26 protein-coding genes are annotated in these 24,238 nt (G+C 56.8%); 17 read left to right on the plus strand and 9 right to left on the minus strand.

What is annotated here, in order from left to right; translation table 11 throughout:
• Window positions 1-3: 3 nt before the first annotated feature.
• The gene (locus AC6IZD_RS19310) at window positions 4-762 is read right to left on the minus strand and encodes a metallophosphoesterase family protein (protein ID WP_497785322.1); all 759 of its coding nucleotides are present in this window, start codon (window positions 760-762) and stop codon (window positions 4-6) included.
• Window positions 763-862: 100 nt separating this feature from the next.
• Here AC6IZD_RS19310 and AC6IZD_RS19315 point away from each other — a divergent pair, with 100 nt between their 5' ends.
• The 6 genes from AC6IZD_RS19315 (at window position 863) to AC6IZD_RS19340 (ending at window position 5,510) form a co-directional block, all read left to right on the plus strand.
• Window positions 863-1,474, plus strand: coding sequence for a hypothetical protein (locus AC6IZD_RS19315; protein WP_497785323.1), 612 nt, complete (start codon window positions 863-865; stop codon window positions 1,472-1,474).
• 42 nt (window positions 1,475-1,516) lie between these two features.
• Window positions 1,517-3,100, plus strand: a complete 1,584-nt coding sequence (locus tag AC6IZD_RS19320; RefSeq protein WP_497785324.1) for an acyl-CoA carboxylase subunit beta — start codon at window positions 1,517-1,519, stop codon at window positions 3,098-3,100.
• A gap of 76 nt (window positions 3,101-3,176) precedes the next feature.
• Window positions 3,177-3,578: a thiol-disulfide oxidoreductase DCC family protein gene (locus AC6IZD_RS19325; protein ID WP_497785326.1), complete on the plus strand. Its 402-nt coding sequence runs from the start codon at window positions 3,177-3,179 to the stop codon at window positions 3,576-3,578.
• Between the two features lie 41 nt (window positions 3,579-3,619).
• Entirely contained in the window at window positions 3,620-4,342 is a 723-nt protein-coding gene (locus AC6IZD_RS19330) for a cytochrome c biogenesis CcdA family protein (protein WP_497785328.1), read from the plus strand.
• Window positions 4,343-4,389: 47 nt separating this feature from the next.
• Window positions 4,390-4,932 (plus strand): TlpA family protein disulfide reductase, encoded by a 543-nt coding sequence (locus AC6IZD_RS19335; RefSeq protein WP_497785330.1) that lies wholly within the window; start codon window positions 4,390-4,392, stop codon window positions 4,930-4,932.
• Between the two features lie 41 nt (window positions 4,933-4,973).
• Window positions 4,974-5,510, plus strand: coding sequence for a protein-disulfide reductase DsbD domain-containing protein (locus AC6IZD_RS19340; RefSeq protein ID WP_497785331.1), 537 nt, complete (start codon window positions 4,974-4,976; stop codon window positions 5,508-5,510).
• Here AC6IZD_RS19340 and AC6IZD_RS19345 read toward each other — a convergent pair.
• A complete protein-coding gene (locus AC6IZD_RS19345) occupies window positions 5,507-6,121 on the minus strand; it encodes a DJ-1/PfpI family protein (protein ID WP_497785332.1) in 615 nt (204 codons plus the stop codon). The genes AC6IZD_RS19340 and AC6IZD_RS19345 overlap by 4 nt on opposite strands.
• Window positions 6,122-6,135: 14 nt before the next feature.
• Here AC6IZD_RS19345 and gltX point away from each other — a divergent pair, with 14 nt between their 5' ends.
• The 3 genes from gltX (at window position 6,136) to AC6IZD_RS19360 (ending at window position 9,067) form a co-directional block, all read left to right on the plus strand.
• A complete protein-coding gene (gene gltX / locus AC6IZD_RS19350) occupies window positions 6,136-7,755 on the plus strand; it encodes a glutamate--tRNA ligase (RefSeq protein WP_497785333.1) in 1,620 nt (539 codons plus the stop codon).
• 161 nt (window positions 7,756-7,916) lie between these two features.
• Window positions 7,917-8,102, plus strand: a complete 186-nt coding sequence (locus tag AC6IZD_RS19355) for a hypothetical protein (RefSeq protein ID WP_497785334.1) — start codon at window positions 7,917-7,919, stop codon at window positions 8,100-8,102.
• Window positions 8,102-9,067: an SPFH domain-containing protein gene (locus AC6IZD_RS19360; protein WP_497785335.1), complete on the plus strand. Its 966-nt coding sequence runs from the start codon at window positions 8,102-8,104 to the stop codon at window positions 9,065-9,067. Before AC6IZD_RS19355 ends, AC6IZD_RS19360 begins: the two co-directional genes overlap by 1 nt.
• A 67-nt stretch (window positions 9,068-9,134) precedes the next feature.
• On the opposite strand, the gene AC6IZD_RS19365 is transcribed toward AC6IZD_RS19360, so the two are convergent.
• Window positions 9,135-9,584 carry a ferritin-like domain-containing protein gene (locus AC6IZD_RS19365; RefSeq protein WP_497785336.1) on the minus strand — a complete coding sequence of 150 codons (450 nt, stop codon included), beginning with the start codon at window positions 9,582-9,584 and terminating at the stop codon, window positions 9,135-9,137.
• Window positions 9,585-9,686: 102 nt separating this feature from the next.
• Between AC6IZD_RS19365 and ybaK the strand changes: the two genes are divergently transcribed.
• Window positions 9,687-10,229 (plus strand): Cys-tRNA(Pro) deacylase, encoded by a 543-nt coding sequence (gene ybaK, locus AC6IZD_RS19370; RefSeq protein ID WP_497785339.1) that lies wholly within the window; start codon window positions 9,687-9,689, stop codon window positions 10,227-10,229.
• A 22-nt stretch (window positions 10,230-10,251) separates the two neighbouring features.
• Here ybaK and AC6IZD_RS19375 read toward each other — a convergent pair whose 3' ends face one another.
• Complete coding sequence (locus AC6IZD_RS19375) at window positions 10,252-10,776, minus strand: MerR family transcriptional regulator (RefSeq protein ID WP_497785340.1); 525 nt, start codon at window positions 10,774-10,776, stop codon at window positions 10,252-10,254.
• Window positions 10,777-10,852: 76 nt separating this feature from the next.
• Window positions 10,853-11,758, minus strand: a complete 906-nt coding sequence (locus tag AC6IZD_RS19380; RefSeq protein WP_497785342.1) for a TIGR01777 family oxidoreductase — start codon at window positions 11,756-11,758, stop codon at window positions 10,853-10,855.
• A 115-nt stretch (window positions 11,759-11,873) separates the two neighbouring features.
• Between AC6IZD_RS19380 and AC6IZD_RS19385 the strand changes: the two genes are divergently transcribed.
• Entirely contained in the window at window positions 11,874-14,087 is a 2,214-nt protein-coding gene (locus AC6IZD_RS19385; protein ID WP_497785343.1) for a RelA/SpoT family protein, read from the plus strand.
• Between the two features lie 7 nt (window positions 14,088-14,094).
• A complete protein-coding gene (locus tag AC6IZD_RS19390) occupies window positions 14,095-14,559 on the plus strand; it encodes a hypothetical protein (RefSeq protein ID WP_497785344.1) in 465 nt (154 codons plus the stop codon).
• A gap of 294 nt (window positions 14,560-14,853) precedes the next feature.
• Here AC6IZD_RS19390 and AC6IZD_RS19395 read toward each other — a convergent pair whose 3' ends face one another.
• On the minus strand, window positions 14,854-15,303 hold the full coding sequence (locus AC6IZD_RS19395; RefSeq protein WP_497785345.1) for a DUF3788 family protein: 450 nt from the start codon (window positions 15,301-15,303) through the stop codon (window positions 14,854-14,856).
• A gap of 345 nt (window positions 15,304-15,648) precedes the next feature.
• Here AC6IZD_RS19395 and AC6IZD_RS19400 point away from each other — a divergent pair, with 345 nt between their 5' ends.
• Together AC6IZD_RS19400 and AC6IZD_RS19405 are read left to right on the plus strand one after the other, a co-directional pair.
• Window positions 15,649-16,029: a RidA family protein gene (locus tag AC6IZD_RS19400; RefSeq protein ID WP_497785346.1), complete on the plus strand. Its 381-nt coding sequence runs from the start codon at window positions 15,649-15,651 to the stop codon at window positions 16,027-16,029.
• 81 nt (window positions 16,030-16,110) lie between these two features.
• On the plus strand, window positions 16,111-16,692 hold the full coding sequence (locus AC6IZD_RS19405) for a hypothetical protein (protein WP_497785347.1): 582 nt from the start codon (window positions 16,111-16,113) through the stop codon (window positions 16,690-16,692).
• Between the two features lie 21 nt (window positions 16,693-16,713).
• On the opposite strand, the gene AC6IZD_RS19410 is transcribed toward AC6IZD_RS19405, so the two are convergent.
• From AC6IZD_RS19410 to AC6IZD_RS19420, 3 genes are all read right to left on the minus strand, one after another.
• Window positions 16,714-18,090 (minus strand): MATE family efflux transporter, encoded by a 1,377-nt coding sequence (locus AC6IZD_RS19410; protein ID WP_497785348.1) that lies wholly within the window; start codon window positions 18,088-18,090, stop codon window positions 16,714-16,716.
• Between the two features lie 165 nt (window positions 18,091-18,255).
• Complete coding sequence (rpmB, locus tag AC6IZD_RS19415) at window positions 18,256-18,450, minus strand: 50S ribosomal protein L28 (protein WP_497785349.1); 195 nt, start codon at window positions 18,448-18,450, stop codon at window positions 18,256-18,258.
• Window positions 18,451-18,669: 219 nt separating this feature from the next.
• Window positions 18,670-19,047, minus strand: a complete 378-nt coding sequence (locus AC6IZD_RS19420) for a hypothetical protein (protein ID WP_497785350.1) — start codon at window positions 19,045-19,047, stop codon at window positions 18,670-18,672.
• 65 nt (window positions 19,048-19,112) lie between these two features.
• Between AC6IZD_RS19420 and AC6IZD_RS19425 the strand changes: the two genes are divergently transcribed.
• The 3 genes from AC6IZD_RS19425 to AC6IZD_RS19435 all read left to right on the plus strand — a co-directional run bounded on the left by AC6IZD_RS19425 (window position 19,113) and on the right by AC6IZD_RS19435 (window position 24,195).
• Complete coding sequence (locus AC6IZD_RS19425) at window positions 19,113-19,526, plus strand: gamma-butyrobetaine hydroxylase family protein (protein WP_497785351.1); 414 nt, start codon at window positions 19,113-19,115, stop codon at window positions 19,524-19,526.
• 99 nt (window positions 19,527-19,625) lie between these two features.
• Window positions 19,626-21,116, plus strand: coding sequence for a hypothetical protein (locus AC6IZD_RS19430; RefSeq protein WP_497785352.1), 1,491 nt, complete (start codon window positions 19,626-19,628; stop codon window positions 21,114-21,116).
• 127 nt (window positions 21,117-21,243) lie between these two features.
• Entirely contained in the window at window positions 21,244-24,195 is a 2,952-nt protein-coding gene (locus tag AC6IZD_RS19435) for an ATP-dependent helicase (protein ID WP_497785353.1), read from the plus strand.
• Window positions 24,196-24,238 lie beyond the last annotated feature (43 nt).

A 24,238-nucleotide genomic window follows, 5' to 3' on the forward strand; every position in this document is an offset into this window, starting at 1 on the left:
CCGCTATCTTCCTTCGTCCAACCGCAGAGCCAGCGCCTGCGGCAAGCCTGCCTGCAGGATGCGTTGTTGCGCGCGGGTAATCTCGTACGCGATGCGGTAGAAGAGTACCTCTTGCTTGTCGCTGTCATAGAGTGCAAAAGCCGCGCGGCGGTCGCGATCGCGAGGCTGTCCTACCGACCCAGGATTTATGAGGTAATTGCGCAATGCATCGAGTCTCAGCCGAGAGATCTGCAACTGCCCCGAGCCATTGAGCCGTTCCAGCGGAAGCATTTCCGTCATCACGTTCACCTTTGCGAACGCGCATTGGACATGAGTATGTCCGAAGAAGGTGAGGTGAAATGGCGAGTTAGCCAGAGCCTCGGCCGCCGCAAAAGGAGAGGCAATGTAGTCATCCTCTTCCAGTGGGGAGCCGTGCACATAGCGCACACCTTTCAGGTCAGGATCGAGTAGGGGCCCCCCGGGCAGAGCTTTCAGCCAATCGATGTTTGATTCTCTCAGCTCGCGTCGAGTCCAGTTCACTGCGCTGGCGGCTATGGGATTGAAGTTGGAAATGTCTTCCAATCCACAGCATGAGCGATCGTGATTTCCCCGCACGCTGATGGCACCTATCTCGCGGATGCGCTCGATCACCTGGTTGGGGCTTGCGCCATAACCCACGACATCGCCGAGGTTAGCAACGCGATCGTGCTCGGGAGCCGCGTTGAGACACGCCTCGAGTGCTTCAAGGTTGCCGTGGATGTCACTTAGGACAAGTACCCGCACGGCGCACAATTATAGATGGCGCGCATCCCTGCCTAGAAAGAATTAAGCAAACTCGCAAATTCATGCTGGCTAGCTGAGCGAGACCGGATAGAGTAGCGATATGCATTTCCGTTCACAATCGGCGTTCTTGATCCTGCTCACCTTGTTCTTAGCTTGCTCATTCAGCTTGGCTCAGACAGCCCCTGCGGCGTCGCCGATTGGGAATCCTGCTGCTTACGTTGCGGGGCAGTTTGGCCGAAGTTTCAAGGTGGATTCAAAGGTGGCACCCTTGTTTGGCGATCTTGACGGGGATGGCAACGAAGACGTCGTTTTGGTGGGAACCAGCAACACTCCTCTGCTTTCTCAGGAGGATTTCCGGTTCAAGGTTCAGGACCCTTACGATTCCTACTTCGGGACGGGGGACCCCAAAATTACGGCACAGTTCGGACTGCATTTTGATGGCTCTTCCCGCTGTATTCTCATTGTCTTCGGCTGGCGGTTGCCGGAAGGAAAGCCCAAATCCAAGGTGTCGAAGTTCGTTCTGATCAACACGCCATTCGAGACTCTGAGCCTTGTCGATCTGCGGCTCAAGAAGAAGCACCTCCAAGCGATCGAGGCGGTTGACCGAACGACTTTGCACGCATTGGTCTATTGGGATGGCCGACGGTGGCGTTGGCGCGCCGAAGGTATGGAAGGCGACGATACACTTTTCAATATGCCATCACAAAACTAATCCTTGTCGGTACTCGGTATTATCTGGCTATAATTCCCGCCTATGAATATCGAGCAGAAACTTGCAAAACTCAGAGAGCGCGACGAACTGGCCGAAGCCGGCGGTGGCGCAGAGCGGCGTGCACGCGAACATAAGCTTGGAAAGATGACCGCCCGCGAGCGCATTGAATTTCTGCTCGATGAAGGCACGTTTGAAGAGACGGACAAGTTCGTCACCCACCGCACAACCGAGTTTGGAATGGCCGAGCAAGTTGTGCTTGGCGACGGTTTCGTCACAGGCTACGGACGCATCGAAGGCAGACTGGTCTTCGTTTTCGCGCAAGATTTCACCGTCTTTGGTGGCTCCCTTTCCGAAACCAATGCCGCCAAGATCGTGAAGATCATGGACCAGGCTGCGCGTGTCGGCGCACCCGTAATCGGACTCAATGATTCGGGCGGTGCGCGTATTCAGGAAGGCGTTCGCTCGCTCGCCGGTTATGCCGACATCTTTCTTCGCAACGTTCTGTCCTCAGGAGTCGTCCCCCAAATCTCGGCCATCATGGGACCATGCGCTGGCGGCGCCGTGTATTCCCCGGCCATTACGGACTTCATTCTGATGGTGGACAAGACTGCATACATGTTCATCACGGGCCCTGAAGTCATCAAGGCCGTTACGCACGAAGAGGTCACGAAGGACGAACTGGGCGGCGCAACCACTCACAACAGCAAGTCTGGCGTGGCGCACTTCCTGGCCCACGATGACGCCGAATGCCTGTCGATGATCCGCGAACTGCTCAGCTTTGTTCCTTCCAACAATCTCGAAGAGCCTCCACGCAAGCCGACTAATGACCCCGTCGATCGCACGGACGACAAACTCGACACAGTGGTACCTACCGAAAGCAATCTGCCGTACGACATTAAGGACATTATTCACAGCGTCGTCGATGAAGAGTACTTCTTCGAGGTGCAGGAGCACTTCGCAAAGAACATAGTGATTGGCTTTGCGCGTTTCAATGGACGTTCGGTAGGCATCGTCGCCAACCAGCCCAACTACCTTGCCGGGGTGCTCGACATCTCAAGTTCCATCAAGGCGGCTCGGTTCGTTCGTTTCTGTGACTGCTTCAACATCCCGCTCATTATTTTTGAGGATGTACCCGGCTTCCTGCCCGGCGTTCAGCAGGAGCACGGCGCCATCATCATGCACGGCGCGAAGCTCCTGTATGCCTTTGCCGAAGCTACGGTGCCGAAGGTCACGGTAATCACCCGGAAGGCATACGGCGGCGCGTATTGCGTTATGAGTTCCAAGCACATTCGGGGCGATGTGAACTACGCCTGGCCTACTGCTGAAATCGCCGTAATGGGGCCAGCCGGAGCAGTGAACATCGTCTATCGACGAGAACTCGAGCGCGCTGCCAAAGAGGGCGTTGATGGCTTGGCCGGCGAGGCTGCATTCAACAAGATTCGCGATGACAAGATCGAGGAATTTCGTGAGCGCTTCGCGAACCCGTATATCGCTGCCGAACGCGGGTACATCGATGGCGTGATCCGTCCACGCGAGACGCGCAAGAAGATCATTCAGGCGCTCGAAATGCTCGACGGCAAGCGCGACAAGAATCCGTCCAAGAAGCACGGCAACATTCCGTTGTAGTCGGCGATTAACGTTTCTGACGAAAAGTGGACTTTCGCCTGCTCGCGTCATCTAACAGGAGATGTCGTCCGCGCCTTTGCTTGTCTTTGACGGTGAGTGTTCTTTCTGTAATCGTAGCGTGCAGTTCGTCCTGGCGCACGAGCAGCGCCATGATCTGCTGTTCGTGCGCCGCGACTCTTCGCTTGGCCTCAGCTTGCGGCGTCAGTACAACCTTGAGCGCGTGGAATCGCTGCTCTGGATTGAGAACGGACGCGCGTACACAGAATTCGAGGCGGTGGCCCGGACTGCCGCTTACCTTGGTGGAACCTACGCAAGGCTGGCCGCCATCGCTAGTCTGCTGCCCAGTCCGGTGCTTAACTTCGTTTACCGCACTTTTGCCCGGATGCGTCGCCGCCTTTTCGGACGCCCAAAGCGATGCCTCCTGCTCACGCCAGCCCAGCGGCGGCGTTTTCTGGAGTCCGTACCCGCGGTTTCCTGAGTTGAGGACCCAAATAGCTGCAAGTGTAAAATCGTAGACGTATGCACAGTCTTCCTTTGCCGATCGCGGCCTTTTTTGCCGGAGTGCTCTCCTTCCTCTCGCCGTGTGTCCTGCCATTAGTGCCGGGGTATGTTTCGCTCATCTCTGGAGCCAGTGTTGAATCGCTGCAGGAGGCCGACCGCAAACTGCTGCGTACGGTCATGCTGAATTCGCTCTGCTTCATCCTCGGCTTCAGCGTGGTCTTCATCTCTTTGGGCGCAGTCGCGACCAGTGTCGGGCAACTCACACAGCAATACCATCGCCCCCTCGCCGTCCTTGCCGGTGTAATCATCATCATCTTCGGATTGCATTTGACAGGCTTGTTCAAGATCAACGCACTTTATTCCGACAAGCGCCTGCACAGCGTTAAAGGCGGTGCCAGTCCGCTGGGTTCTTTCCTCATCGGTTTCGCTTTTGCCTTTGGCTGGACACCTTGCATCGGACCTATCCTCGCCGGAATTCTTCTGCTGGCCGGATCGCAGGACACGGTGGCGAAGGGCATCATTTTGCTCGCCGTGTACTCGGCTGGGCTCGCCGTTCCGTTCCTGCTGACGTCCCTGGGTGTGAACCGATTCCTTGGTTTTTATGCCCGTTTCCGCCGTCACCTTCACACGGTGGAGGTTCTGAGCGGAGCGCTGCTGATCGTTTTCGGACTGCTAATAGCGCTAGGTCGTTTTACGATGCTCTCTGGCTACCTCGGGTTCCTGAATCGCTTCTCCTTGTAGGTCATCTGTATTAGGGTGTGGTTCGCACCTAAAACGGAGCGTTTGGCGTGAAGCGGAAGATCATTCTGTTTGCTGTCATGGTCGTGGTTGTCGCGGGATTGCTGTTGATGGCCCGCTTCCGCGGCAGCTTTGCACCCAATCGGAGCGGAGTCGCCGCCAAAGGCCGCACCGCTCCTGACTTCGTCCTCACCGACCTGCAAGGAAACAATGTCAAGCTGAGCGATCTGCGTGGCAAGGCCGTAGTGCTCAATTTCTGGGCCACCTGGTGCCCGCCTTGCAAGCAGGAAATTCCGTGGTTTGTCGATCTGCAGAAGAAATATGGTGCGCAGGGACTTCAGGTGATCGGCGTCTCTATGGACGACGGCGACCAGAAGGAAGTTGAGAAGTTCGCCACGGACAATGCGATCAACTACCCTGTTCTGCTCGGCAAGGAAAACGTCGCGCAGGAGTACGGCGGCATCGACTATCTCCCCACTACCTTCTACATCGACCGCAACGGAGTCGTAATCGACCGCGTCTTTGGCCAGCCCGCTCGCGACGAGATTGAGCAAAACGTAAAGCGCGCCATCGCAAGCCAACCCTGCTCCTGAAACGTCAGGCCCGCCTCGTGCTGTAAACTAAAGTTTCAGCCATGAAGCTTTCATCGCGTATTGTTTTGTCGCTCTCTGTACTGTTTTGCGCCGCTGCTGCGCTCGCGCAGGGATCCTCCCCTGCTATCACCGTGTTGCCCATCGATACCGTAGTCGTTGCACGCGGACACAAATCTCCGCTGCACATTCCGCTGCAGGTGAATCGCGGATTCCACGTTAATTCCAATAAGCCCAACGATGAGCTTCTGCTTCCGACAGTGGTACGCGTCACGCCTCCGGATGGGGTGATGATCATGAACATTCAGTATCCGGTCGGCGAGCAGCTCTCCTTGCCATTCATGGGAAACGAGAAGCTCAGCGTGTATTCGGGAAACTTCTCCGTGAACGCCGAAGTCCGCGTGCCGGCCAATGCGCAGCTCGGAACCTTCCGCGCCCACGGTGAAGTCAAGTTTCAGGCCTGCGACAACCGTCAGTGCTTCCCGCCTAAATCGGTGCCGCTGGAGTTCGACGTAAGGGTCGTGAAGGCGGCTTCGGCCCGGAAATCCACCTACACTCCTGCCAGTCCACATATCCGCTAGCTTACGGCTACTGCTGCTGGCTGCGTTTCCCTAAGGACGATCTCGGTTCCCAGCACCTTGAGAAACGCTGCCAGCCACGCCGGATGCGCTGGCCACGCCGGAGCTGTCACTAGGTTGCCGTCCACCATCACATCATCCACCTTGATGTCGGCATACGTTCCACCTGTGGACGAAACCTCGGGGCCGACAGCCGGATAGCAACTGCATGTCTTTCCGGTGAGCACGCCTGCTGCGGCCAGAATCTGCGGGCCATGACAAATGGCAGCAATCGGCTTCTTGGTGGTCGCAAAGTGCCGCACGATTTCGAGCACGTGCGGATTGAGGCGAAGATATTCAGGAGCGCGCCCACCCGGTATGACCAGTGCGTCGTAATGTTCTGCCTTCGTCTTCGCGAAGTCGGCATTGATTACAAAATTGTGGCCGCGTTTCTCGCTGTATGTCTGGTCGCCTTCGAAATCGTGGATAGCCGTGCGCACAAATTCTCCAGGCTTCTTCCCCGGACACACCGCATCGACCGTGTGTCCCACCATCTGCAATGCCTGGAACGGAACCATGACTTCGTAATCTTCAACATAATCACCGACGAGCATCAGAATGTTCTTTTTCGCCATTGCGAAATCTCCTGTTGGGATCTACGCCACTACGACGTCATAGCTTAGCTCTGTTTCAGCTTGCACGCACAGCACAGGGTTCGGCTCTCATCCATCACATTTTCCGTAAGCTTGGCTCTGCTAACATCGTTCCCATGGCGTCCGAAATCTCAGGCAAAGTGCGAGTTCGCTTTGCCCCATCTCCTACCGGTCAGGTCCACGTCGGCAACGCGCGAACCGCATTGTTCAATTGGCTTTTTGCCCGCCAGCAGGGCGGCACGTTTATCCTGCGCATCGAAGATACGGATCTTGATCGCAGCGAAGCGCGTTACGAAACGCAGCTCATCGAAGACATCAAGTGGCTCGGACTCGACTGGGACGAAGGTCCTGACGTTGGTGGCCCCTACCCGCCCTACCGCCAGAGCGACAAATGGCAAACCTATCGCGACTATGCTGAGCGCCTGGTAAGTGAAGGCAAAGCCTACCGCTGCTTCTGCACGCAGGAGGAACTCGAGCGCCAGCGCGAGCAGGCACTCGCGCAGCACCTTCAGCCCAACTATCCCGGAACCTGCCGCAATCTGTCCGCAGAAGAAGCCGAGCGTCGACGCGCGGCTGGGGAACCCTGCGCCATCCGCTTGAAGATTCCCGAAAAGCCTATTCGCTTCCATGACGTCGTTCGCGGCTGGGTTGAGTTCTCAAACGAAGTTGTCAGCGATCCCATCATTCTTCGATCCACCGGCGTTCCGGTTTACAACTACGTGGTTGTGATTGACGACGCGGAAATGAAGATCACGCACGTCATTCGTGGCGACGACCATCTTTCCAATACGCCGAAGCAGGTTGCGCTCTACGAAGCGCTCGGATGGGCGGTGCCTGAGTTTGCTCACCTCTCGACGATTCTCGGCCCGGACAAGGAACGACTCTCGAAGCGCCACGGTGCCACGTCTCTAGCCAATTTCCGGGAGATGGGTGTTCTGCCTGAAGCCCTGATGAATTACATGGCACTGCTCGGCTGGGCACCGACGGGAGGCGACCGCGAAATCTTCTCGCCCAATGAACTCGTTCAGGAGTTCGATCTAAATCGCGTGACGCCTTCGCCCGCGGTGTTCGATTTCGAGAAGCTCTACTGGCTGAACCGGCACTATCTTAAGCAGGCGGAACCTGAACGGATTGCTGCCCTGGCCGAACCGTTCTACGTGCGTGCATTAGGTCTCGATCAGCTCACGCCCGAGATCAAAGCCTGGCTAGCGCGCATTACCGCCTCGTTTGCGCATTCCGTGAACAAACTTGATGAACTGCCGGAGCGTGCATCGGCTGTTCTGCACTTCGACCCTGCGGGAGCAAAGGCGAATCCCGAGAACGCAGCAATTCTTGCGGCGGAAACCACGCCCAAGGTTCTGGATGCGTTCACTGCAAAGATCGCTGCCGAAGCCGAACCAGTCGCGGCCGATCGTTTCAAGGCCATCATCAAGGAAGTGCAGAAGGAAACAGGCGTGAAGGGCCCGGCGCTCTTTCACCCTATCCGCATCATGCTGACCGGTGCGCAGTCTGGGCCGGAGTTCGACAAACTGGTGCCGCTGATGGAAGAAGGTTCGAAGCTTGCCTTATCCAAGCCCATCCTCAGCGTCAAGCAGCGAGTGAACGCCTTCCAGTAGTTGTAATCACTCTACATAAACCAAAGGCGGATCATTGCGATCCGCCTTTGGTATGCGATTGTCGTCACTCCTGAGTTGCCTTCTGCGTTCCGTCCAGTTTCGCTTTACATTCCATCTACTCCGCCTCATACTTTCCAAACTGGATTCAACAATTGTCAAACATGAGCACGCTATTTCGAAGTGTGTTTACCGCTTCTGTTCTGCTGATTGCGCTTGGGTTGTTGACCCAAGCGTTCCACCTGATGAACCAGCCAAGCGATAAGTTGCTCGTTGGCGGAATCGCTATGATCCTCGGCCTCATACTCGCTGTTCCGATGATCCTTCACGTTATCTGGAGCAAGCTGTGATGACAATTCTCAAGGGCAACTATCAAGATACAGACACCAATATCCTTTCCCGCTTCTCCGGAGGTAAAGCCCTCCGCTGGGTTGGTGTTGCAGTGGTGCTCATTATTGGCTGGATCATCCTGACCAGTATTGTCAGCGTCACACGAATCGATGCTGGCCACGAAGGTATCGAGATCAACTTGGCCGGAAGTCAGCGCGGTGCGTCCGACATTCCTATCCGCACTGGATGGGTGTTTTATAGCCCGCTTAAAAGCCAAGTGCTGCAGTTTCCGACGTTTGTCCAAACTGTAAAGTGGACGCGTAATCCAAACGAAGGCCACGATGTGAACGAGGAAATGGGATTTAACTCCAAAGAAGGAATGGAGATCTTTGCGGATGTCTCCCTCTCGTATGCGATCGAGCCCGGAAAAGTGCCCGAGTTCTACGTGAAGTACCGCATTAACAATCTGGATAACTTCACGCACGGGATTCTTCGCGACATCGTGCGCAACTCGCTGAACGAAGTGGCATCGACTTATTCGGTTGAAGATATCTACGGAGAGAAAAAAAGCGAGTTCCTGAAGAAGGTCGAGCAAATGATTGAGAGTAAGGTTTCTCCAGTCGGGGTCAGCGTGCAGCAGTTCGGATTCATCGGTGCGCCGCGCGTTCCCACTGTGATTGCGAACTCAATCACAGCCAAAGCGCAGGCAATACAAGAAGCTGAGCGCGCCAAGAACGAACTGGCAACAACGCAAGCTGAAGCCGCGAAGAAGATTGCGGAAGCTGAAGGAGACGCAAAATCTCAGGTATTGCGCGCCCAGGGGGAAGCCGATGCGAACCGCATTCGCCAAAGCTCACTCACCGCACAGTTGTTAGAACTGCGGCGCCTTGAAAACCAGCGTGTTCTTATAGAACGTTGGAATGGCCAACTCCCCACGGTCGAAGCCGGTCAGGGCGGTATCATGCTGCAAATGCCGAAGCCGTAACCAAGTGCATACTTCCATAAAAAAGCGCCGCGCTTTTGCGCGACGCTTTTTTTGTTTCATGCAGAAACTACGCTGCTCTCTTGAACTGATCGCGCCAGTCTCGCACGCGGTCGTGTGCAGCAATGACGCTTTGGCATTGGCGCTGCACGATCTCGCGGATGTCGGCCGGAAGACCCGCATTCAGCGCATCCTGAAAATGTTTCTTTGCGCTGTCCTCACCGGCCTCCACTGATTCAAGAATCGTTGTGTCACCGCCACCAAGTTTCTCCTTCAGCGAGAACCATGCCCGATGCAGACGGTTTGAAATGCTTGGTCCGCGGTCCGGATCTCGTTCTCCGAGGCGCTGTATGCAGTTTTCCAACTCTCCGGAGAACTGCGCCCGTTCCAGTGACTGCCGGTTGAAGAAATCCTTCAGCTCTGCGCTTTTGCAATGCTCTGCGGCATCACGATATCCTGCCTGCCCGTCGCGGCAGGTCTCAATCAAAGTTTCCAGAACGTCAATTGTGTTGTTGGCCATAATGCGAATTCATCCCTTTCTCGAGTGAATGTCTTTCGCTTCCTCGTGTGAACGTCCCGTGAGAATGTCGCGTTCTGTTCCAGCCAATGGGATGTCGCGTGTATGTCGAGGTTTGTAACGCCAGTGCTCGATTTTCTGAGCCTCAATTGTGATTCAATAGTTTGCATGAGCAAGACCAATGCCTGCCGCATCTTGGATTCCCTCGGCATTCACTACGAATTGCGTGAGTATGAAGTCGATCCTGATGATCTGTCCGCCGAAAACGTCGCCGCAAAGGTAGGGATGCCTGCCGAGCAGGTATTCAAGACGCTGGCTGTTCGCGGCGATCGCAACGGCATTGCCGTAGCTGTGATACCCGGCAACTATGAACTCGACTTCAAGGCGCTGGCGCAATTCACCGGAGACCGAAAGGTGGAGATGATTCCGTTAAAAGAAGTGCAGAGCGTCACTGGATACATTCGGGGAGGCGTTACCGCGCTTGGGATGAAAAAGGACTATCCCGTCTTCGCAGACGAGACCATCGATCTATGGGATACAGTGAGCGTTTCGGCTGGACACCGCGGACTCCAGATCATCATCGCGCCCGCCGATTACCTGCGTGCGACGGGCGCGACTGTAGGTGAAATTTCGCGCGAAAAGCACTAGGCCTCACGCGACACAATACTTACTACGCCTCGCGACTCCACTGCCGGATTCGCGTAATTTCATCAGGAGCGATCTGCAGATATTCCAGGAATTTCTGGTGTTCGTCTGCTGCCTGATGTTCAAACTCCTTGTGCCACCGTCTCATGTCCTCTTCGCTTAGTCCGGCGGAGTGCAGAATTGCAACCCATTTATCTTTCGTCATCGCGGTTGTTCTCCAACTGCCATCCCCGGCCTGTAATAGCCGTGTAATGGCGATCTGATGTCCGCGAAGCGTTTCGATCTCCTCGCCCAGTTCGAGCAACCGACGCTTCAGCACCTCGCTGGCAGCGTTCGACGGTTCATCGAGGATCTGCTGAATATCGCCAAGCCGCAGCCCCGCGCTCCGATATGCGCAGATGGTACGTAGCCGATTCAACTCATCCGTGCTGTACCGGCGATAATTCGCATCTGTGCGAGTTGCAGGCCGCAACAGCCCAAGCGATTCGTAATACAGAACGGTTGTGCGGCTCAGCCCGCAGAGTTTACCGAGTTGGGAGACCGTTAGCATCGCAGCACCTCCACTCTCAACCCTCCAGCTTTAGACAGGTCAACAGGTTTCTTGTCCAGTCGATTCCTCGCAGCAACTAGGCGTGATTCAGAATGCCACGCAGAGCAGGTTCCAGTTGCGGATCTTCGAACCTGAATCCCGCCTCCAGCAAGCGTTTCGGCACGAGCCTCTGGCTTGCGAGCACCATCTCCTCGGCAAGCTCTCCAGCGATAGCTCGCAGTGCGAAGGCGGGCACTCGCAGCAGCGTTGGCCGATGTAGCACCCGTCCAAGCGTTCGCGTGAACTCTCCGTTTGTCACTGCTTCCGGAGCTGCCAGGTTACACGCGCCATGCACATGATCGTTCTCTACCGAAAAGACGTATGCAGCCACCGTGTCGCGCAGGGTTATCCAACTCCACCACTGTTGGCCGCTTCCCAGCACGCCAGCCACTCCCCAGCGAAATGCGGGAAGCATTTGCGCCAGCGCGCCGCCCTCGGATGCCAAAACAATCGCCGTACGCATGTGCGCAACTCGAACTCCGGCCATCGCTGCAGGCTCCGCAGTTCGCTCCCATTCGCGGCAAACCTCGGCCAGAAAGCCCAGCCCAGCCTCATTCTCCTCCGTCAGTTGTTCATCACCGCGAGTGCCGTAGTAGCCGCTTGCGGAACTGCTTATCAATACCCTGGGTCTTCCACTTTGTCGAAAAGCGTCCGCCACAGCCTGTGCCAGGTTCTTTGTGCCTTCCACCCGACTGCTTCGAATTTCGGCCTTGGCCTGTTGCGTCCATACGGTCGCGACCGGCTTGCCCGCGAGATGCACAATGGCGTCAAACTTTGTCAGTTGAGCAGGATCTGGCCGAGCGGCGGGATCCCAAACCACATCGCCCGCATGAGCCCGGCTCGGATGGCGTACAAGGCGTCGAACGTCATGTTGTTTCGCTACCAGCAGAGCTGACACGTTGCTTCCGATCAATCCTGTGGCCCCACTGATCAGCACTTTCATGGGCTTAACGGCTCCTCCGAATCATTCTGCTTCCCAAGAGCATCCGATGCAACAGGAGCAACTTGCAGAGCGCGCTGTTTGGCGCTAGAGAGGGCTTACAAGCTAGAATTAGTCAATGGCGAGCTTTCGCGAGCAGATCGCAACAAATGTACTAACCGCGACGCGGTATCGCGACCTGCTGAAGATTGCGCGCTCAAACAGGCCCAACGACGACCTCGACATCGTCCGCCGCGCTTACGAATTCTCCCTAGAGCACCATTCCGGACAGCTCCGCGCCTCGGGCGAACCTTACGTAATCCATCCCCTCGAAGTCGCCATCCTGCTCGCAGACATGAAGCTCGATACTACGGCCATCGCCGCGGGTCTGCTGCACGATTCTGTTGAAGATACGACTGTCACGACCGAGGAGATCCGGGAGCAGTTTGGCGATCAGGTCGCCCACATCGTCGAGGGCGTCACCAAGATCAGCAAAATCGATTTCGCCTCGCGCGAAGAGGCTCAGGCTGAGAACGTTCGCAAGATGATGTTGGCCATGGTGGACGACATCCGCGTCGTGCTCATCAAGTTGGCTGACCGCCTGCACAACATGCGGACCCTTCAGCATCTTTCGCCCGAGCGCCAGCTCAAAATAGCCAAAGAGACTCTGGAGATTTACGCACCTCTGGCTCACCGCCTCGGGATGGGCAAGGTCCGCGGCGAACTCGAAGACCTCGCGTTCCCTTACGTAGATCCGCTCGGCTACAAAATGGTTTCTGAGCAGGTCGAGGCGCTACGCAAGAATGGGGAGCAGGCGCTCGATCGCATGGCCGAAACCATCCGCCTGAAGCTCCGGGAATCCAAGATCAACGTCGTTCGCGTGGACTCGCGCATCAAGCGCATGTATTCGATCTACCAGAAGGTCGTGAAGCAGAAGATCTCTCCCGATCAGATGTACGACCTCATGGCCCTGCGCGTCATTACCTATTCGGTCAATGATTGCTACGCCGTACTTGGCATCATTCACAATGCATGGCGTCCGGTTCCAGGCCGCATCAAGGACTTCATCGCCATGCCGCGGCCCAATCTCTACCAGTCGCTGCACACCACGGTGATCGCCGAAGACGGCCATCCCTACGAAGTGCAGATCCGAACCGAAGAGATGCACAAGATGGCCGAAGAAGGCATCGCCGCGCACTGGAAGTACAAGGACGGACCTATCTCCGCCCGCGATGAGCAGCGTCTGGCATGGTTGCGGCAGGTTGTTGAGTGGCAAACCGAGATGGCCGATCCCAGCGAGTTCCTTTCCACGCTGAAGATCGATCTCTATCCAGAGGAGGTTTACACCTTCACGCCAAAAGGCAAGGTGGTCATCCTTCCACGCGATGCCACGCCCATCGATTTTGCCTACACTGTGCACACCGAGGTCGGTCACTCATGCGTAGGAGCCAAGGTCAACGGACGCATTGTGCCTCTGCGCTCTACGCTGCATTCGGGCGATATCGTCGAAATCATGACGCAGGCCGGGCACAACCCGAGCCGCGACTGGTTGTCTATCGTCAAGAGTTCTCGTGCTCGTCAGAAGATTAAGCACTGGCTCAACATTCATCAGCGCGAGCGCGCCATAGAAATTGGCCGCAAGCTGATCGAAAAAGAAGCGCGCAAGTATCGCATCGCGCTCAAGGAAATTAAGGACACGGAGTTCATCAAGGCTGCCAGCGACTACGGCGTCACCAAGGTCGACGACCTCATGGCTGGCATCGGATACGGCAAGTACTCGGCCCGTTCCGTGTTAGCCAAGGCTCTCCCCGGCAGCAATCTGCAGCCCGGCGAAGAATCGCAGGGGATTGCCTCCGCCGTAAAGCGCGCATTCGGGGCCGACACTTCGGCGCTTACCGTGCGCGGCACCGACGATCTGCTCGTGTATCGTGCACGATGTTGTAACCCGATTCGCGGGGAGGAAATTGTTGGCTACGTTACTCGCGGCAAGGGTGTCGCCGTACACAGCAAAGCTTGTCCCAACGTGCAGAACTTGATGTATGAACCCGAGCGCCGCCTCGCCGTTGAGTGGTCTCACAAAGAGCCTCGTATCGCCGGTATGCAGCCTGCCTACCCTGTGAAGCTCGTCGTTGCCAGCGATGACCGCCCCGGCATGATCACCCAGGTTTCAGCCGTCATCAGCGGCGAAGACGCCAACATCCGACACATCGAAGCGAAGACCGGCGGCCCGTACGCCACCATCGATATCGTCTTCGAAACCCGCGATGTCAATCACCTCAATCGCATCATTACTGGAATCCGCCGTATCCCCGGCGTGCGGGACGTCGAGCGCGTCCAGAAACTGAACAGCTAATCACCTCATGTCCCGCTATTCCAAGCGAATCGAAACCCAGCCCGCCACTCTGCCTCCAAGCACTCAGGCCGTTGAGGTCGCCTATCTTTCTTTGGAGCGCACGCAGCGCGGATTGATCGGAATGCTGATCGCCTGCGCGATTCTTGGGCTCACCATTTTTCGCCCCTCAGGCGATGTCCTTCGTACCCGGGCTTTCTGGCCCATCATTCTCTCCACCTCGTTGCTGACATTTGCGTTCACGATTCGCAACTCGATCGTGATGCCTGCGCTTAACGATCTTCGGCGCAACCCGCGTGATGCTGCGGCCCTCAAGCGCTGGAGCCGCAATACGCTCTACGTGCTATCGCTGTGTGCGGCGGTCGGCCTCACCGGATTTGCGACTCAACTACTCGGCGCTGCTATGCCAATTTCCATGACGATGTACGCTATCGCGGTCGCCTACTTGTTCCTGTTGCGGCCCATAAAGCCCTAGGCAACGCACTCGATTCCTACTTCCGACCGCAAGTTTTGTAGCCCTTCTGGGCGCCAGCAAAACCCCAAGCGAATCGAAGACGATTCTCTGATCGGGAAAGTTCATTACTTGTTCTGTTGTGCCAAGTAACTGAATGGATGTGGGCTCTGACTTGAAAGGTCAGTGTATGGACAGAGCAATCGACTGAGACGAAGCCGCGGTTGTACGTTGGTTTCTCGCACCGTGCGAAGGTTGACGTAGCGGTGCATCGAGTACACTCTGCTCTGTGGACTAGCGCTGTCTTAGGCGTGTTCGCTAGCTCTCAAGTTTTATTCTTGCGAGTTTGCGGATCCCGGGTATGTCGCGTTGTGTGACCTGGAGACGGATGCCGGTGCCTTCGGGAAACTTGGGTGCAGTTGCCACGACCTTGGCGATGCGGTCAGGTAGAGCGGCTTCGCAAACGGAACGAAAGGCTCTATCCCCGAAAATAAGCATCACCTCGAAGCCGCCGGAGTAGGGGCCGAAGTGGATGATGTTTCGCTTTTTGAGCTGCAACCGGAAAGCCCACCCCATCCTGAGAGAGTAGAACTTCCATTCCGGCACGAGTTCGGGGCAGTCGGCAGTGAGCGCAGAAACCAGTCCGTCCCAGATCGGTTTCGCATCCCCCAGCGCGGCTGCCAGATCTGCTTCTGTGGGGCACTCCTTCTTCCCAATAAAGGCATTTCGCGGAAGTGTTGGCTTGGGCTCAGGAGCTGCTGACTTCATTGTGATCCTTTCTTCCACTCACGTCCTCAGAAGCCGAATACAAACTACCGTTCCGGCGAGGCCGGACTTAGCTAAGGAACATCTCGCCGCGAACAGCTAAATCTATTCCAACTCAGGCATCGCAACAAGCTGAATTGGCTCTACAACTGCACTGCGCAAATGCGGTGGGGCGGCTTAGTTGGCGGAATATCCTAAGCAATAGCAATGAGTAATCCCAGATCGGGGCGGTTCAGCGTGGTGATTGCAATTCCACATTCGCCCAAGGCGGGCGGGGTCGCAGTTGATTCTGCAACCCGTTTGTCCAGCGCGCTAGAATGTTGCTTCGAAACACTTATGGAGAACGAAATGCGCGAAGTCATTGCAACTCAGAACGCACCGCAAGCTATCGGCCCTTATTCGCAGGCCATCCGCGCCAATGGGTTTGTTTTTATCAGCGGCCAGATCCCCGTTGATCCCGCCACCCAGCAGATCGTCGATGGCGGTGTGGCCCAGCAGACCGAGCGCGTTCTTAAGAATCTCGAGGCCATCCTCACTGCCGCTGGAAGCAGTCTCGACAAGGTTGTGCGTACCGGCGTGTATCTCAAGGATATGGGTGAGTTCGCCGCAATGAACGAGGTGTACCAGCGTTTCTTCCCACTGAACGCTCCTGCTCGCTCCACCGTGGAAGTCGCTCGCCTTCCGAAAGATGTGCGCGTCGAGATCGACGTGATCGCCCTGGCAGAGTAGGTGTTTATCTCGAGCCAGCGCAGGTGGAACTTTTCCCGAAGCGTGCGCGTATCTCCCATCATCCAGGGGGAGGGCGCAACGATGCTCAGGAAAATCGTTCCACTAACGCTGGTTGCTTCCGCTTTTGTTGTCTGCGGTTGCACAGTGCAAAGCAAGAGCAGCAATGGTAAGGAAGATGTGCGAGTCGAAACTCCCGTCGGCGGCGTGAACGTAAAGACCGACGATACGAAGGTCGTCGCCAACATCGGATTACCGCTCTATCCCGGTTCAACTCTGCTGAAAAACGGGAAGGACAAAGCCTCCGCCGACGTAGACATGAACGTTGGCACGTTTCACATGCGCGTAAAGGCCGTCAGCTATCAAACCAGCGACTCGCCCGAGAAAGTAATCGCCTTCTACCGCAAGGAACTCGCGCATTACGGCGATGTCATCGAGTGCAAGGGCAAGCTGGCCATCGGAAAGCCCTCGAAAACGAGTGATGGTCTCACCTGCGATGATGACGACAAGGGTGCTTCGGGGAACGACGATTCCCGTGGCGAGATAGAGCTGAAGGCCGGAAGCAAGGTCCACCAACGCATCGTTGGAGTCGAAAAGGAGTCTGGCGGAACAAAGTTTGCGCTTGTCCTGCTCGACTTACCGATCGATCGCAAGGAGAGCAACTAACAAAGCGCTGGAAGATTCTGTTTAGACCGCCTTGGATACCGCCGCACCAGCCAGCTCGCGACGCAACCACATAACCCTGCGTCGCCAGGCCACGGCCAGAATGCAGCCGATGGTGACAAGTCCGCCACACAAACCGGCCCACAAGCCCCGGACGCCCCAGCTTTGGCCAAAGCACAGCCACCAGCCTAGGGGTAGGCCGATGAGCCACCACCCCACTAGGTCGGTGATCATCGCGATTCGTGTATTCCCCGAGCCGCGCAGCGCTCCGATGGCTGTTACCTGCACACCATCAAAGAACTGAAACACGGCGGCAATGGCCAGCAGCGAAACTCCCACTCCAGAGATCTGAGGATCGTCGGTGAAGATTTGAACAATGGCATGAGGAATGGTCCATAGCGTCACAGCCGAGCAACTCATAAATGTTGCACTCAGAGCCACGCCGGTCCATCCACTCACGTTCGCTGCTTCGGCATCGCGCCGCCCAATGGCATTCCCCACGCGTACTGAGGTCGCTTGCGCCACTCCAAGCGGCACCATGAAAGTCAGCGAAGCCATCGTCAGCGCAATCTGATGCCCCGAGACCGCTACTGCACCCAGTCTTCCAGCAACCAGAGTGCTCGCCGAAAAGATCGCCACCTCCAGAGCAATCTGCGCCGCCGCCGGAGCTCCGAGCCGAATGATGCCGCGAATGCAGTCCAGGTAAAGCCGGTGCCCATACTGTGATAGTCGCCAGTGCTCGCAGCGATTCCGCCACGCAATGTAAGCCAGCAGCACCGCCAACATGTAGTAACGCGAGAGCGTAGTCGAGATGCCCGATCCAGTCGCGCCCAGTGCCGGAAATCCGAGGTGCCCGTAGATCAGCGCATAGTTCCCGGTGAAATTTACGATGTTCGCCGAAACCATCGCGAAGGCCACCACCTTCACCCGATGGGTTCCTTGGAGGAAGACCCGTACGGCTACGAAGCCCATCAGTGCAGGAAGTCCAAAGGCCATGGCATGCAGGAACGGAATCGTCTGACGCACGATCTCCGGCGCAATGCCCATGGGCGCGAGCAGTTGTCCGCCAGCCGCCACCATCAGCGCGCCAAGCAGACCTAGCGGCAGCGCGAGTTGCACCCCGGCCCACAGCGTTCGGAAACACTCCGCAATGCGCCCAGCCCCAAAGTGCTGCGAGATGATCGAATCGGTGCCCAGCAGCATGCCTTCGCAAACAATGGCAAACACCACGAAGACGGCTGATCCCAAGCTCACGGCGGCCAAGGCGGTGGAATTCACACGCCCGATCATGGCAATGTCCACGAATTGCATGGACATCCACCCAACCTCGCCCATGACAATGGGCACGGCCAGCCGCAAAAGTTGCGGCATCTCGCGACGAATTTGGGCTATGCGAATCATCGGATAACTTTGGTGCCGCACATCTCCCTGTTCCGTGGGATTTGTGGGGTGTGCACTGATCTATGCATCTTTGTCGCGCACAGCAAAAGGCCCCCGCGGCAGCGGAGGCCTACACTTCTTCCCACCTCGCACCCGACTGGCGGCGCGAGCGGTGTAATCCTGCAACTAAGCTTTGGTGACTTTACCGCTACGCAGGCAGCCCGAGCACACGCGAACTTTCTTCGAGTTCGACGAGCCCGCGACCTTTGCCTTCACCGGATGCAGGTTTACGTTCCAGCGACGACGGGTCTTGTTGTTTGCGTGCGAAACGTTATTGCCGAACTGCGGACCCTTGCCGCAGACTGAACAAACCTGAGCCATGACTAACTCCAAAATGTTTGGAACCGCTTGGGCTTCGACCGCTGCACTGGGCCAATCTGACCGGAGCAACACTGGGTGTCACTCATAGTGCAACCCAAAGGAAAGAAACGCGCGGAACCTGAAATGAACAAAAGAGGCTGGACGCCAACCTCCAAATTCTACCCGAGCCTGTGGATTTCAGCAACCTACTGCGCCAGCCGAAATGTTTTGGTGGCCCATTCAAGCCCTCTTTCGGCTTGAGTGGGGTAGTTGAACTGCTTCAATTACTTCCACCCGCTCCCGCCACCACCGCCAACCCGCGTATACTTCGCCACCGATCCACATCGCCCCGAATATAACCTTGTTCCACCGCGCCAGCGATACGGGCAGGTAAATATCGAAGTTCTCTGCCCGCTCTGCCGTGTATCGCGCTGCCACATCGGTCAGCGGACATCGCCCGCCATTCACGGCCAGCACCACGCACTCCATCAGGACCAGCGCACTCAGCACGGCTGCCCACCTGAAACGTCTCTTTGCCGCGGCCACGGGAATTCCCGCAATGCAGGTCACAAAGAACAGCCAGACCACGGTGTGCAGCAGTTTGATCCAACCTAGCATTTGTCAGGCTCCGGACAGCTATCAACGCGAGAGTAGCTCTTGCGCGATAGATTACACTAGCGCCTATGAGCCCAGTTCAACCGGCATCGATCAAGGTCCACAAGACGAGCGGCAACACGATGGAAATCGTCTGGAAGGACGGACACCACAGCGCCTACACCTTCACCTACCTGCGCGATGCTTGCCCCTGCGCCCTATGCATCGAGGAGCGCGAGAAGGTCAACCGCGAACCGGGCCAGCCCGCTGCTGCCGCGTCCACCGGCCCGCTCCAGATGTTCAAGCCCCAGCCTCGCCCCACGGAAGTCGCCCAGGTTGGGAACTACGCTATTCGCTTCAGTTGGAACGATGGCCACCAGCACGGCATTTACTCGTGGGACTACCTTCGCGAGTGGTGCCCCTGCGATGAGTGCAAAGCCTCGCGCCACTCCACGGATGGCTTGAAGCATGACATCGAGAATCATCCACCACGGGTGCAGTAGCAAACTGCACGGAGCAGGTGCGAGGCGGTGGAGCCCAAAATGCACTCGAGTTCTCCCCTTCCCATCCCGCCCTGCCTCGCGTGAAAATGATTCATTCCCGTGAACACAACAGAAGCGCCAACTCGCCCCTCCATGTCTCCCAAGCCCGGGTTGTACGCCATTTTCGCGTCGCGTTGGATCAAGGTTCTGGGTCTAGTCATTCTGTTTTGCTGGTACCCGCTCCTCACCATGCGAGCAGCAAATGTCAGCGATCCCGATGTCTGGTGGCACATCCGGACAGGCGAGTGGATTCTGCAGCATCATTCGGTGCCGCGGGTGGATGTCTTTTCCTACAGCACCATGGGCAAGCCGTGGGTAGCGTATAGCTGGCTCTTCGAAGTCCTCATCTACTTCTTCAGCACGCAATGGGATCTGCTGGGGATCTTCCTCTACACCTCGCTGATGTATGTCGCTATCGCGGCAGCGTTGATGAAGTTATTGCGAGCCGTGTCGGCAAGTTTCTGGCCTGCGCTCACGATTGCGCTCGTCGGAACCATTGCCATGGCACGGGTATATGCGCCGAGACCTGGAATGTTCTCGACGTTGCTATTCATTCTCACCCTGTACCTGCTTTTCACCTCGCGCCGCACTGGCGAAGTTCGTAGGCTGTGGGCGTTGCCCGGAATTCTTGCCGTCTGGGCTAATCTTCACGTGCAGTTTGTCTATGGATTGTTCGTTATCGCCCTGTTCTGCGCTGATGTGCTGATTACTCGCGTCAGCAGCCAGTCTTCAGACACCCGCATTCCATTTCTCACCTGGTGTGGAGTTTTGGCTGCCAGCACTCTTACCACGTTGCTCAATCCATACGGCATCGGCGTCTATGAAGTGCTTTGGGACTACCTCCGTCAGCCGAAGCTGCCTGGGTTGGTCACCGAGACGAATCCCATGGATTTCTCAACTTGGGTCAATTGGATCGTACTGGCCTTAACGGCGTCTGCTGTGCTCGCGTTATGGAAGGTTCGCGAAGGGAAGTTGTTGCTTGGAGTATTGCTCCTATGGGCTGCTCAATCTGCGTTTCGTTTTGAGCGTGACGTATGGGTGCTAGTCACAATCGTCTGTCTAATCATTGCTGCTGCATTTGCCAGATCTAAAGAACCTTCGCCGCTTCCACGTGAAGTCCAGTACGCAATCGCAAGTTCAGTTGGGCTTATCATTCTGCTCGGGTTAGCGTTCATCGCCCCAACAAGCAGGCAGATTCTTTCACGCGTTTCCACCGTGCTCCCCTTGGGATCGGTAGCCTACATTCACGAACACCATCCGAGCGGGCCGATTTTCAACGACTTCAACTGGGGAGGTTTTTTGATCTATGCCGTGTCGGACATGCCGGTATCGATCGATGGACGTACAAACGTCCACAATGCGCAGGAAATCGAGCAGTCCTGGAACACTTGGAACTTGGGTTTAGGCTGGGAGCAGGACCCCAATCTTGCAAAAGCTAACATCATTCTTGGTGACCCCAATCGCGCGCTGACCAAGTTTCTTGCGCACGATCCTCATTACCACGTTGCATTCAATGATGGAGTTTCCGTTTTGATTGTCAAGAATCCGTAACAATCGCGTGCTTTTTCAAAGTCGAGCCAACGGGCTTGGGCGATCACGCTCCGAAGCACTTCTCAGGAACCCTGACGCCCTCTCAAACCTGTTAGTCTTTTAGTAGACCCTTCTGGTCACATTTTTCATGGATTTTCTAGCTAAACTCAATCCGCAGCAGCGCGAAGCGGTCGAAACCGTGCGTGGCCCTGTCCTTATTCTGGCCGGAGCCGGTTCGGGCAAAACTCGCGTTATTACCTATCGCATCGCTTACCTTGTCGACCACGAAAACGTGCCGGCCGACCGCATCCTGGCTACAACTTTTACCAACAAAGCCGCCGCCGAAATGGCCGAGCGCGTCGATAAACTCATCGGCCAGCATTCAATCTCCAAACCGACCATCAGCACCTTCCACTCGTTCTGCGTGCGCATGTTGCGACGCGATATTGAAGCGCTGCGCGTGAACGGCAAGGGCTTCACTCGCGATTTCGTCATTTACGACGAAGCGGACCAGCAGCAGGTCGTGAAATCGGCCATGAAGCGCCTGGGCATCGATGACAAAAAGCTCACACCCCGCGCCGTTCTCGGCTTCATTTCGCATGCCAAGAACCACATGCAGGATCCGCAGGAGGTGTACCTTAACGCCGCCGATCCTAAGATGGAGCGCATCGCCCACATCTTCAAGGTTTACAAAGACGAACTGGCCAAGGCCAATGCGCTCGACTTCGACGACCTTCTGCTTGAGAGCGTGCGTCTGCTCAAGGCCGATCAGGCCACGCGCGAGAAATATCAGCGCCGCTACCAGTACATGCTCGTGGATGAGTATCAGGACACGAACCGTCCGCAGTACGAAATCATGGTCGCCCTCGCCGAAGCGCATCACAACATCTGCTGCGTGGGCGATGAGGATCAGTCGATCTACTCTTGGCGCGGAGCGGACATCAACAACATTCTCGACTTCGAGAAGAACTTCCCCGAAGCCAAGACCATCCGCCTTGAGCAGAACTACCGGTCCACGCAACCCATTCTGCAGGGCGCCTCGGCCGTTGTCGCCCACAACACCCAGCGCAAGGGTAAGAATCTATGGACCGCCCGCGAAGGCGGCACCAAGATCGGTTTCTACGACGCGCCCGACGGAGAAAACGAGGCGCTCTTTGCTGCCGACTTCATCTCAAAGTGGCAGCGTGGGCGTGCCCGCGACGGCGATGAGAATAAGGCCGCCATCCTCTATCGCACCAACTCGCAGTCGCGATTGATGGAAGAGGCGCTGCGCCGTTACAACCTGAACTACAACGTCGTCGGAGGTTTCAGCTTCTACGAGCGAGCGGAGATCAAGGACATGATCTCTTACCTCAAGCTCATCCTGAACCCCGATGACTCGGTCGCCCTCATGCGCGTGGTCAACACGCCTGTGCGTGGCATTGGCCGAACCACGATGGAAACCGTCGAGCGTGTTGCACTTGAAACGAACACGTCGCTGTGGCAGGGACTCCAACACGTCGTGGACAACCGCCTGCTTCCCGCTCGCGCCTGCTCCGCGCTTTCCGGATTCCGCGATCTCATCCGCGATGCTCGCGCCATGGTCACGGGAGAGTTTGTTGAACGCATGGAGGAAACGGCGCAGCCCGAAACCGCAAAGGCCGAGGTTGCTGCTCCCTCTGCACCCGCTCGCGTACAAATCGGCGGAAAGTCAGCTTCCCCGTTCGGCGCTTCGCCATTCGCTGTCGCCGGAACCACGCCCGTGCGTCCATTCGGTGGATCGGCACTTACTGCGCCACATGACGAGGCCAAGCCAGCCGCTCAGCACGGATTCGATTTCGGAGACCTAGCGCCTGCAGCCGGAAGCGAAGCGTTACCCGACCTGGCTCCAGCGGACGGCAGTGCAACGTTACCCGACCTGGCTCCAGCGGACGGCAGTGCAACGTTACCCGACCTGGCTCCAGCGGACGGCAGTGCAACGTTACCCGACCTAGCGCCTGCCGAAGTTAGCAAGACTGCATCCGATGCCGACGCCAGTTTCGATCCGAGTAGCTTCGGAGAAGAAGCCGAAGGCGACGAGACGGCTTTCAATCCAGACGAGTTCGGATCGGACAACGGTGATTTCGCGCCCGATACCGCCGATCAGGCCATTGCCGAAGCCGCATCTGATGATGATGCTCCAACTGAGCCCGAGCAGAAAGTCTCGACGGCCGAGCTTCTCAAGTTCCTCATCGACCGCACGCGCTACATTCAGCTTCTCGAAGCCGAAGATTCTCCCGACGCGCAGGCCCGCATCGAAAATATCCGCGAACTGGTCAACGCCGCCATGGATTCCCGAGATCGCGGCGAAACCATCGGAGATTTTCTCGATCACGCCGCACTGGTCAGCGATGTCGATCAGTTCGATCAGTCGCAGCAGATCACGCTGATGACTCTGCACGCAGCCAAGGGCCTCGAGTTCCCGCTGGTGTTCCTTGTCGGCATGGAAGAGGGCTTGTTCCCGCACTCTCGCACGCTGCTCGCGCCTGATGAGATCGAAGAAGAGCGGCGCCTGTGCTACGTCGGCATGACGCGAGCCATGGATACACTGATCCTGAGCCGTGCCCACTACCGCCGCCGCTACGGCACCGATACTCCGGAGCCTTCGACTCCGTCGCGTTTTCTCGAGGAAATCCCCATCGAGTTGCTCGAAGACGTAGGCTCGCCCGGCAAAGTCAAGGGATCCACACCGCGCTTCAACGACTACGGAGCGACATCCTCCTCCGAGTCTCATTACGACTACGAGAATGAGGATCAGTCTCGCGTGTGGGATAACCGTCCCAACCAGCGCAGCAGCACGCCGCGCACAACCTACAGCGGCAATAAGTACAACTCGATCGATAACATTGCCGAGTTCTTCGCCTCACGCGGGAAGAAGTTTTCCCGCCCTGAGATGAAGCTCGACGAGCCCTCCGGAGGCCGTGGATTGCGGAAGGGAGACCGTGTCCGACACCCGAAATATGGCGAAGGAGTCGTCTTTCATCGCGAAGGGGATGGGGATCAAGCGAAGATTACGGTACAATTTCATAGTTTTGGTATCAAAAAGCTAGTCGAGAAGTACGCCCAGCTCGTCAAAGCTTAGTGAAGCTACGGGCGCTGGTTCGACGTTAAGCTTAGGAATTCGA

The sequence above is a fragment of the Koromonas humicola genome (genome assembly GCF_059726255.1).

What these genes read in the sequence shown, in the direction of transcription:
- AC6IZD_RS19420 (WP_497785350.1), bottom strand. Translation starts at nt 19,047, where the DNA reads ATGCTAGGTTGGATCAAACTGCTGCACACCGTGGTCTGGCTGTTCTTT.
- AC6IZD_RS19375 (WP_497785340.1), bottom strand. Translation starts at nt 10,776, where the DNA reads ATGCTAACGGTCTCCCAACTCGGTAAACTCTGCGGGCTGAGCCGCACA.
- AC6IZD_RS19400 (WP_497785346.1), top strand. Translation starts at nt 15,649, where the DNA reads ATGCGCGAAGTCATTGCAACTCAGAACGCACCGCAAGCTATCGGCCCT.
- AC6IZD_RS19435 (WP_497785353.1), top strand. Translation starts at nt 21,244, where the DNA reads ATGGATTTTCTAGCTAAACTCAATCCGCAGCAGCGCGAAGCGGTCGAA.
- ybaK (WP_497785339.1), top strand. Translation starts at nt 9,687, where the DNA reads ATGTCGAGGTTTGTAACGCCAGTGCTCGATTTTCTGAGCCTCAATTGT.
- AC6IZD_RS19360 (WP_497785335.1), top strand. Translation starts at nt 8,102, where the DNA reads ATGACAATTCTCAAGGGCAACTATCAAGATACAGACACCAATATCCTT.
- AC6IZD_RS19390 (WP_497785344.1), top strand. Translation starts at nt 14,095, where the DNA reads ATGTCCCGCTATTCCAAGCGAATCGAAACCCAGCCCGCCACTCTGCCT.
- AC6IZD_RS19410 (WP_497785348.1), bottom strand. Translation starts at nt 18,090, where the DNA reads ATGATTCGCATAGCCCAAATTCGTCGCGAGATGCCGCAACTTTTGCGG.
- AC6IZD_RS19315 (WP_497785323.1), top strand. Translation starts at nt 863, where the DNA reads ATGCATTTCCGTTCACAATCGGCGTTCTTGATCCTGCTCACCTTGTTC.
- AC6IZD_RS19380 (WP_497785342.1), bottom strand. Translation starts at nt 11,758, where the DNA reads ATGAAAGTGCTGATCAGTGGGGCCACAGGATTGATCGGAAGCAACGTG.
- AC6IZD_RS19355 (WP_497785334.1), top strand. Translation starts at nt 7,917, where the DNA reads ATGAGCACGCTATTTCGAAGTGTGTTTACCGCTTCTGTTCTGCTGATT.
- AC6IZD_RS19345 (WP_497785332.1), bottom strand. Translation starts at nt 6,121, where the DNA reads ATGGCGAAAAAGAACATTCTGATGCTCGTCGGTGATTATGTTGAAGAT.
- AC6IZD_RS19365 (WP_497785336.1), bottom strand. Translation starts at nt 9,584, where the DNA reads ATGGCCAACAACACAATTGACGTTCTGGAAACTTTGATTGAGACCTGC.
- AC6IZD_RS19425 (WP_497785351.1), top strand. Translation starts at nt 19,113, where the DNA reads ATGAGCCCAGTTCAACCGGCATCGATCAAGGTCCACAAGACGAGCGGC.
- AC6IZD_RS19395 (WP_497785345.1), bottom strand. Translation starts at nt 15,303, where the DNA reads ATGAAGTCAGCAGCTCCTGAGCCCAAGCCAACACTTCCGCGAAATGCC.
- AC6IZD_RS19330 (WP_497785328.1), top strand. Translation starts at nt 3,620, where the DNA reads ATGCACAGTCTTCCTTTGCCGATCGCGGCCTTTTTTGCCGGAGTGCTC.
- AC6IZD_RS19405 (WP_497785347.1), top strand. Translation starts at nt 16,111, where the DNA reads ATGCTCAGGAAAATCGTTCCACTAACGCTGGTTGCTTCCGCTTTTGTT.
- AC6IZD_RS19340 (WP_497785331.1), top strand. Translation starts at nt 4,974, where the DNA reads ATGAAGCTTTCATCGCGTATTGTTTTGTCGCTCTCTGTACTGTTTTGC.
- AC6IZD_RS19320 (WP_497785324.1), top strand. Translation starts at nt 1,517, where the DNA reads ATGAATATCGAGCAGAAACTTGCAAAACTCAGAGAGCGCGACGAACTG.
- AC6IZD_RS19385 (WP_497785343.1), top strand. Translation starts at nt 11,874, where the DNA reads ATGGCGAGCTTTCGCGAGCAGATCGCAACAAATGTACTAACCGCGACG.
- rpmB (WP_497785349.1), bottom strand. Translation starts at nt 18,450, where the DNA reads ATGGCTCAGGTTTGTTCAGTCTGCGGCAAGGGTCCGCAGTTCGGCAAT.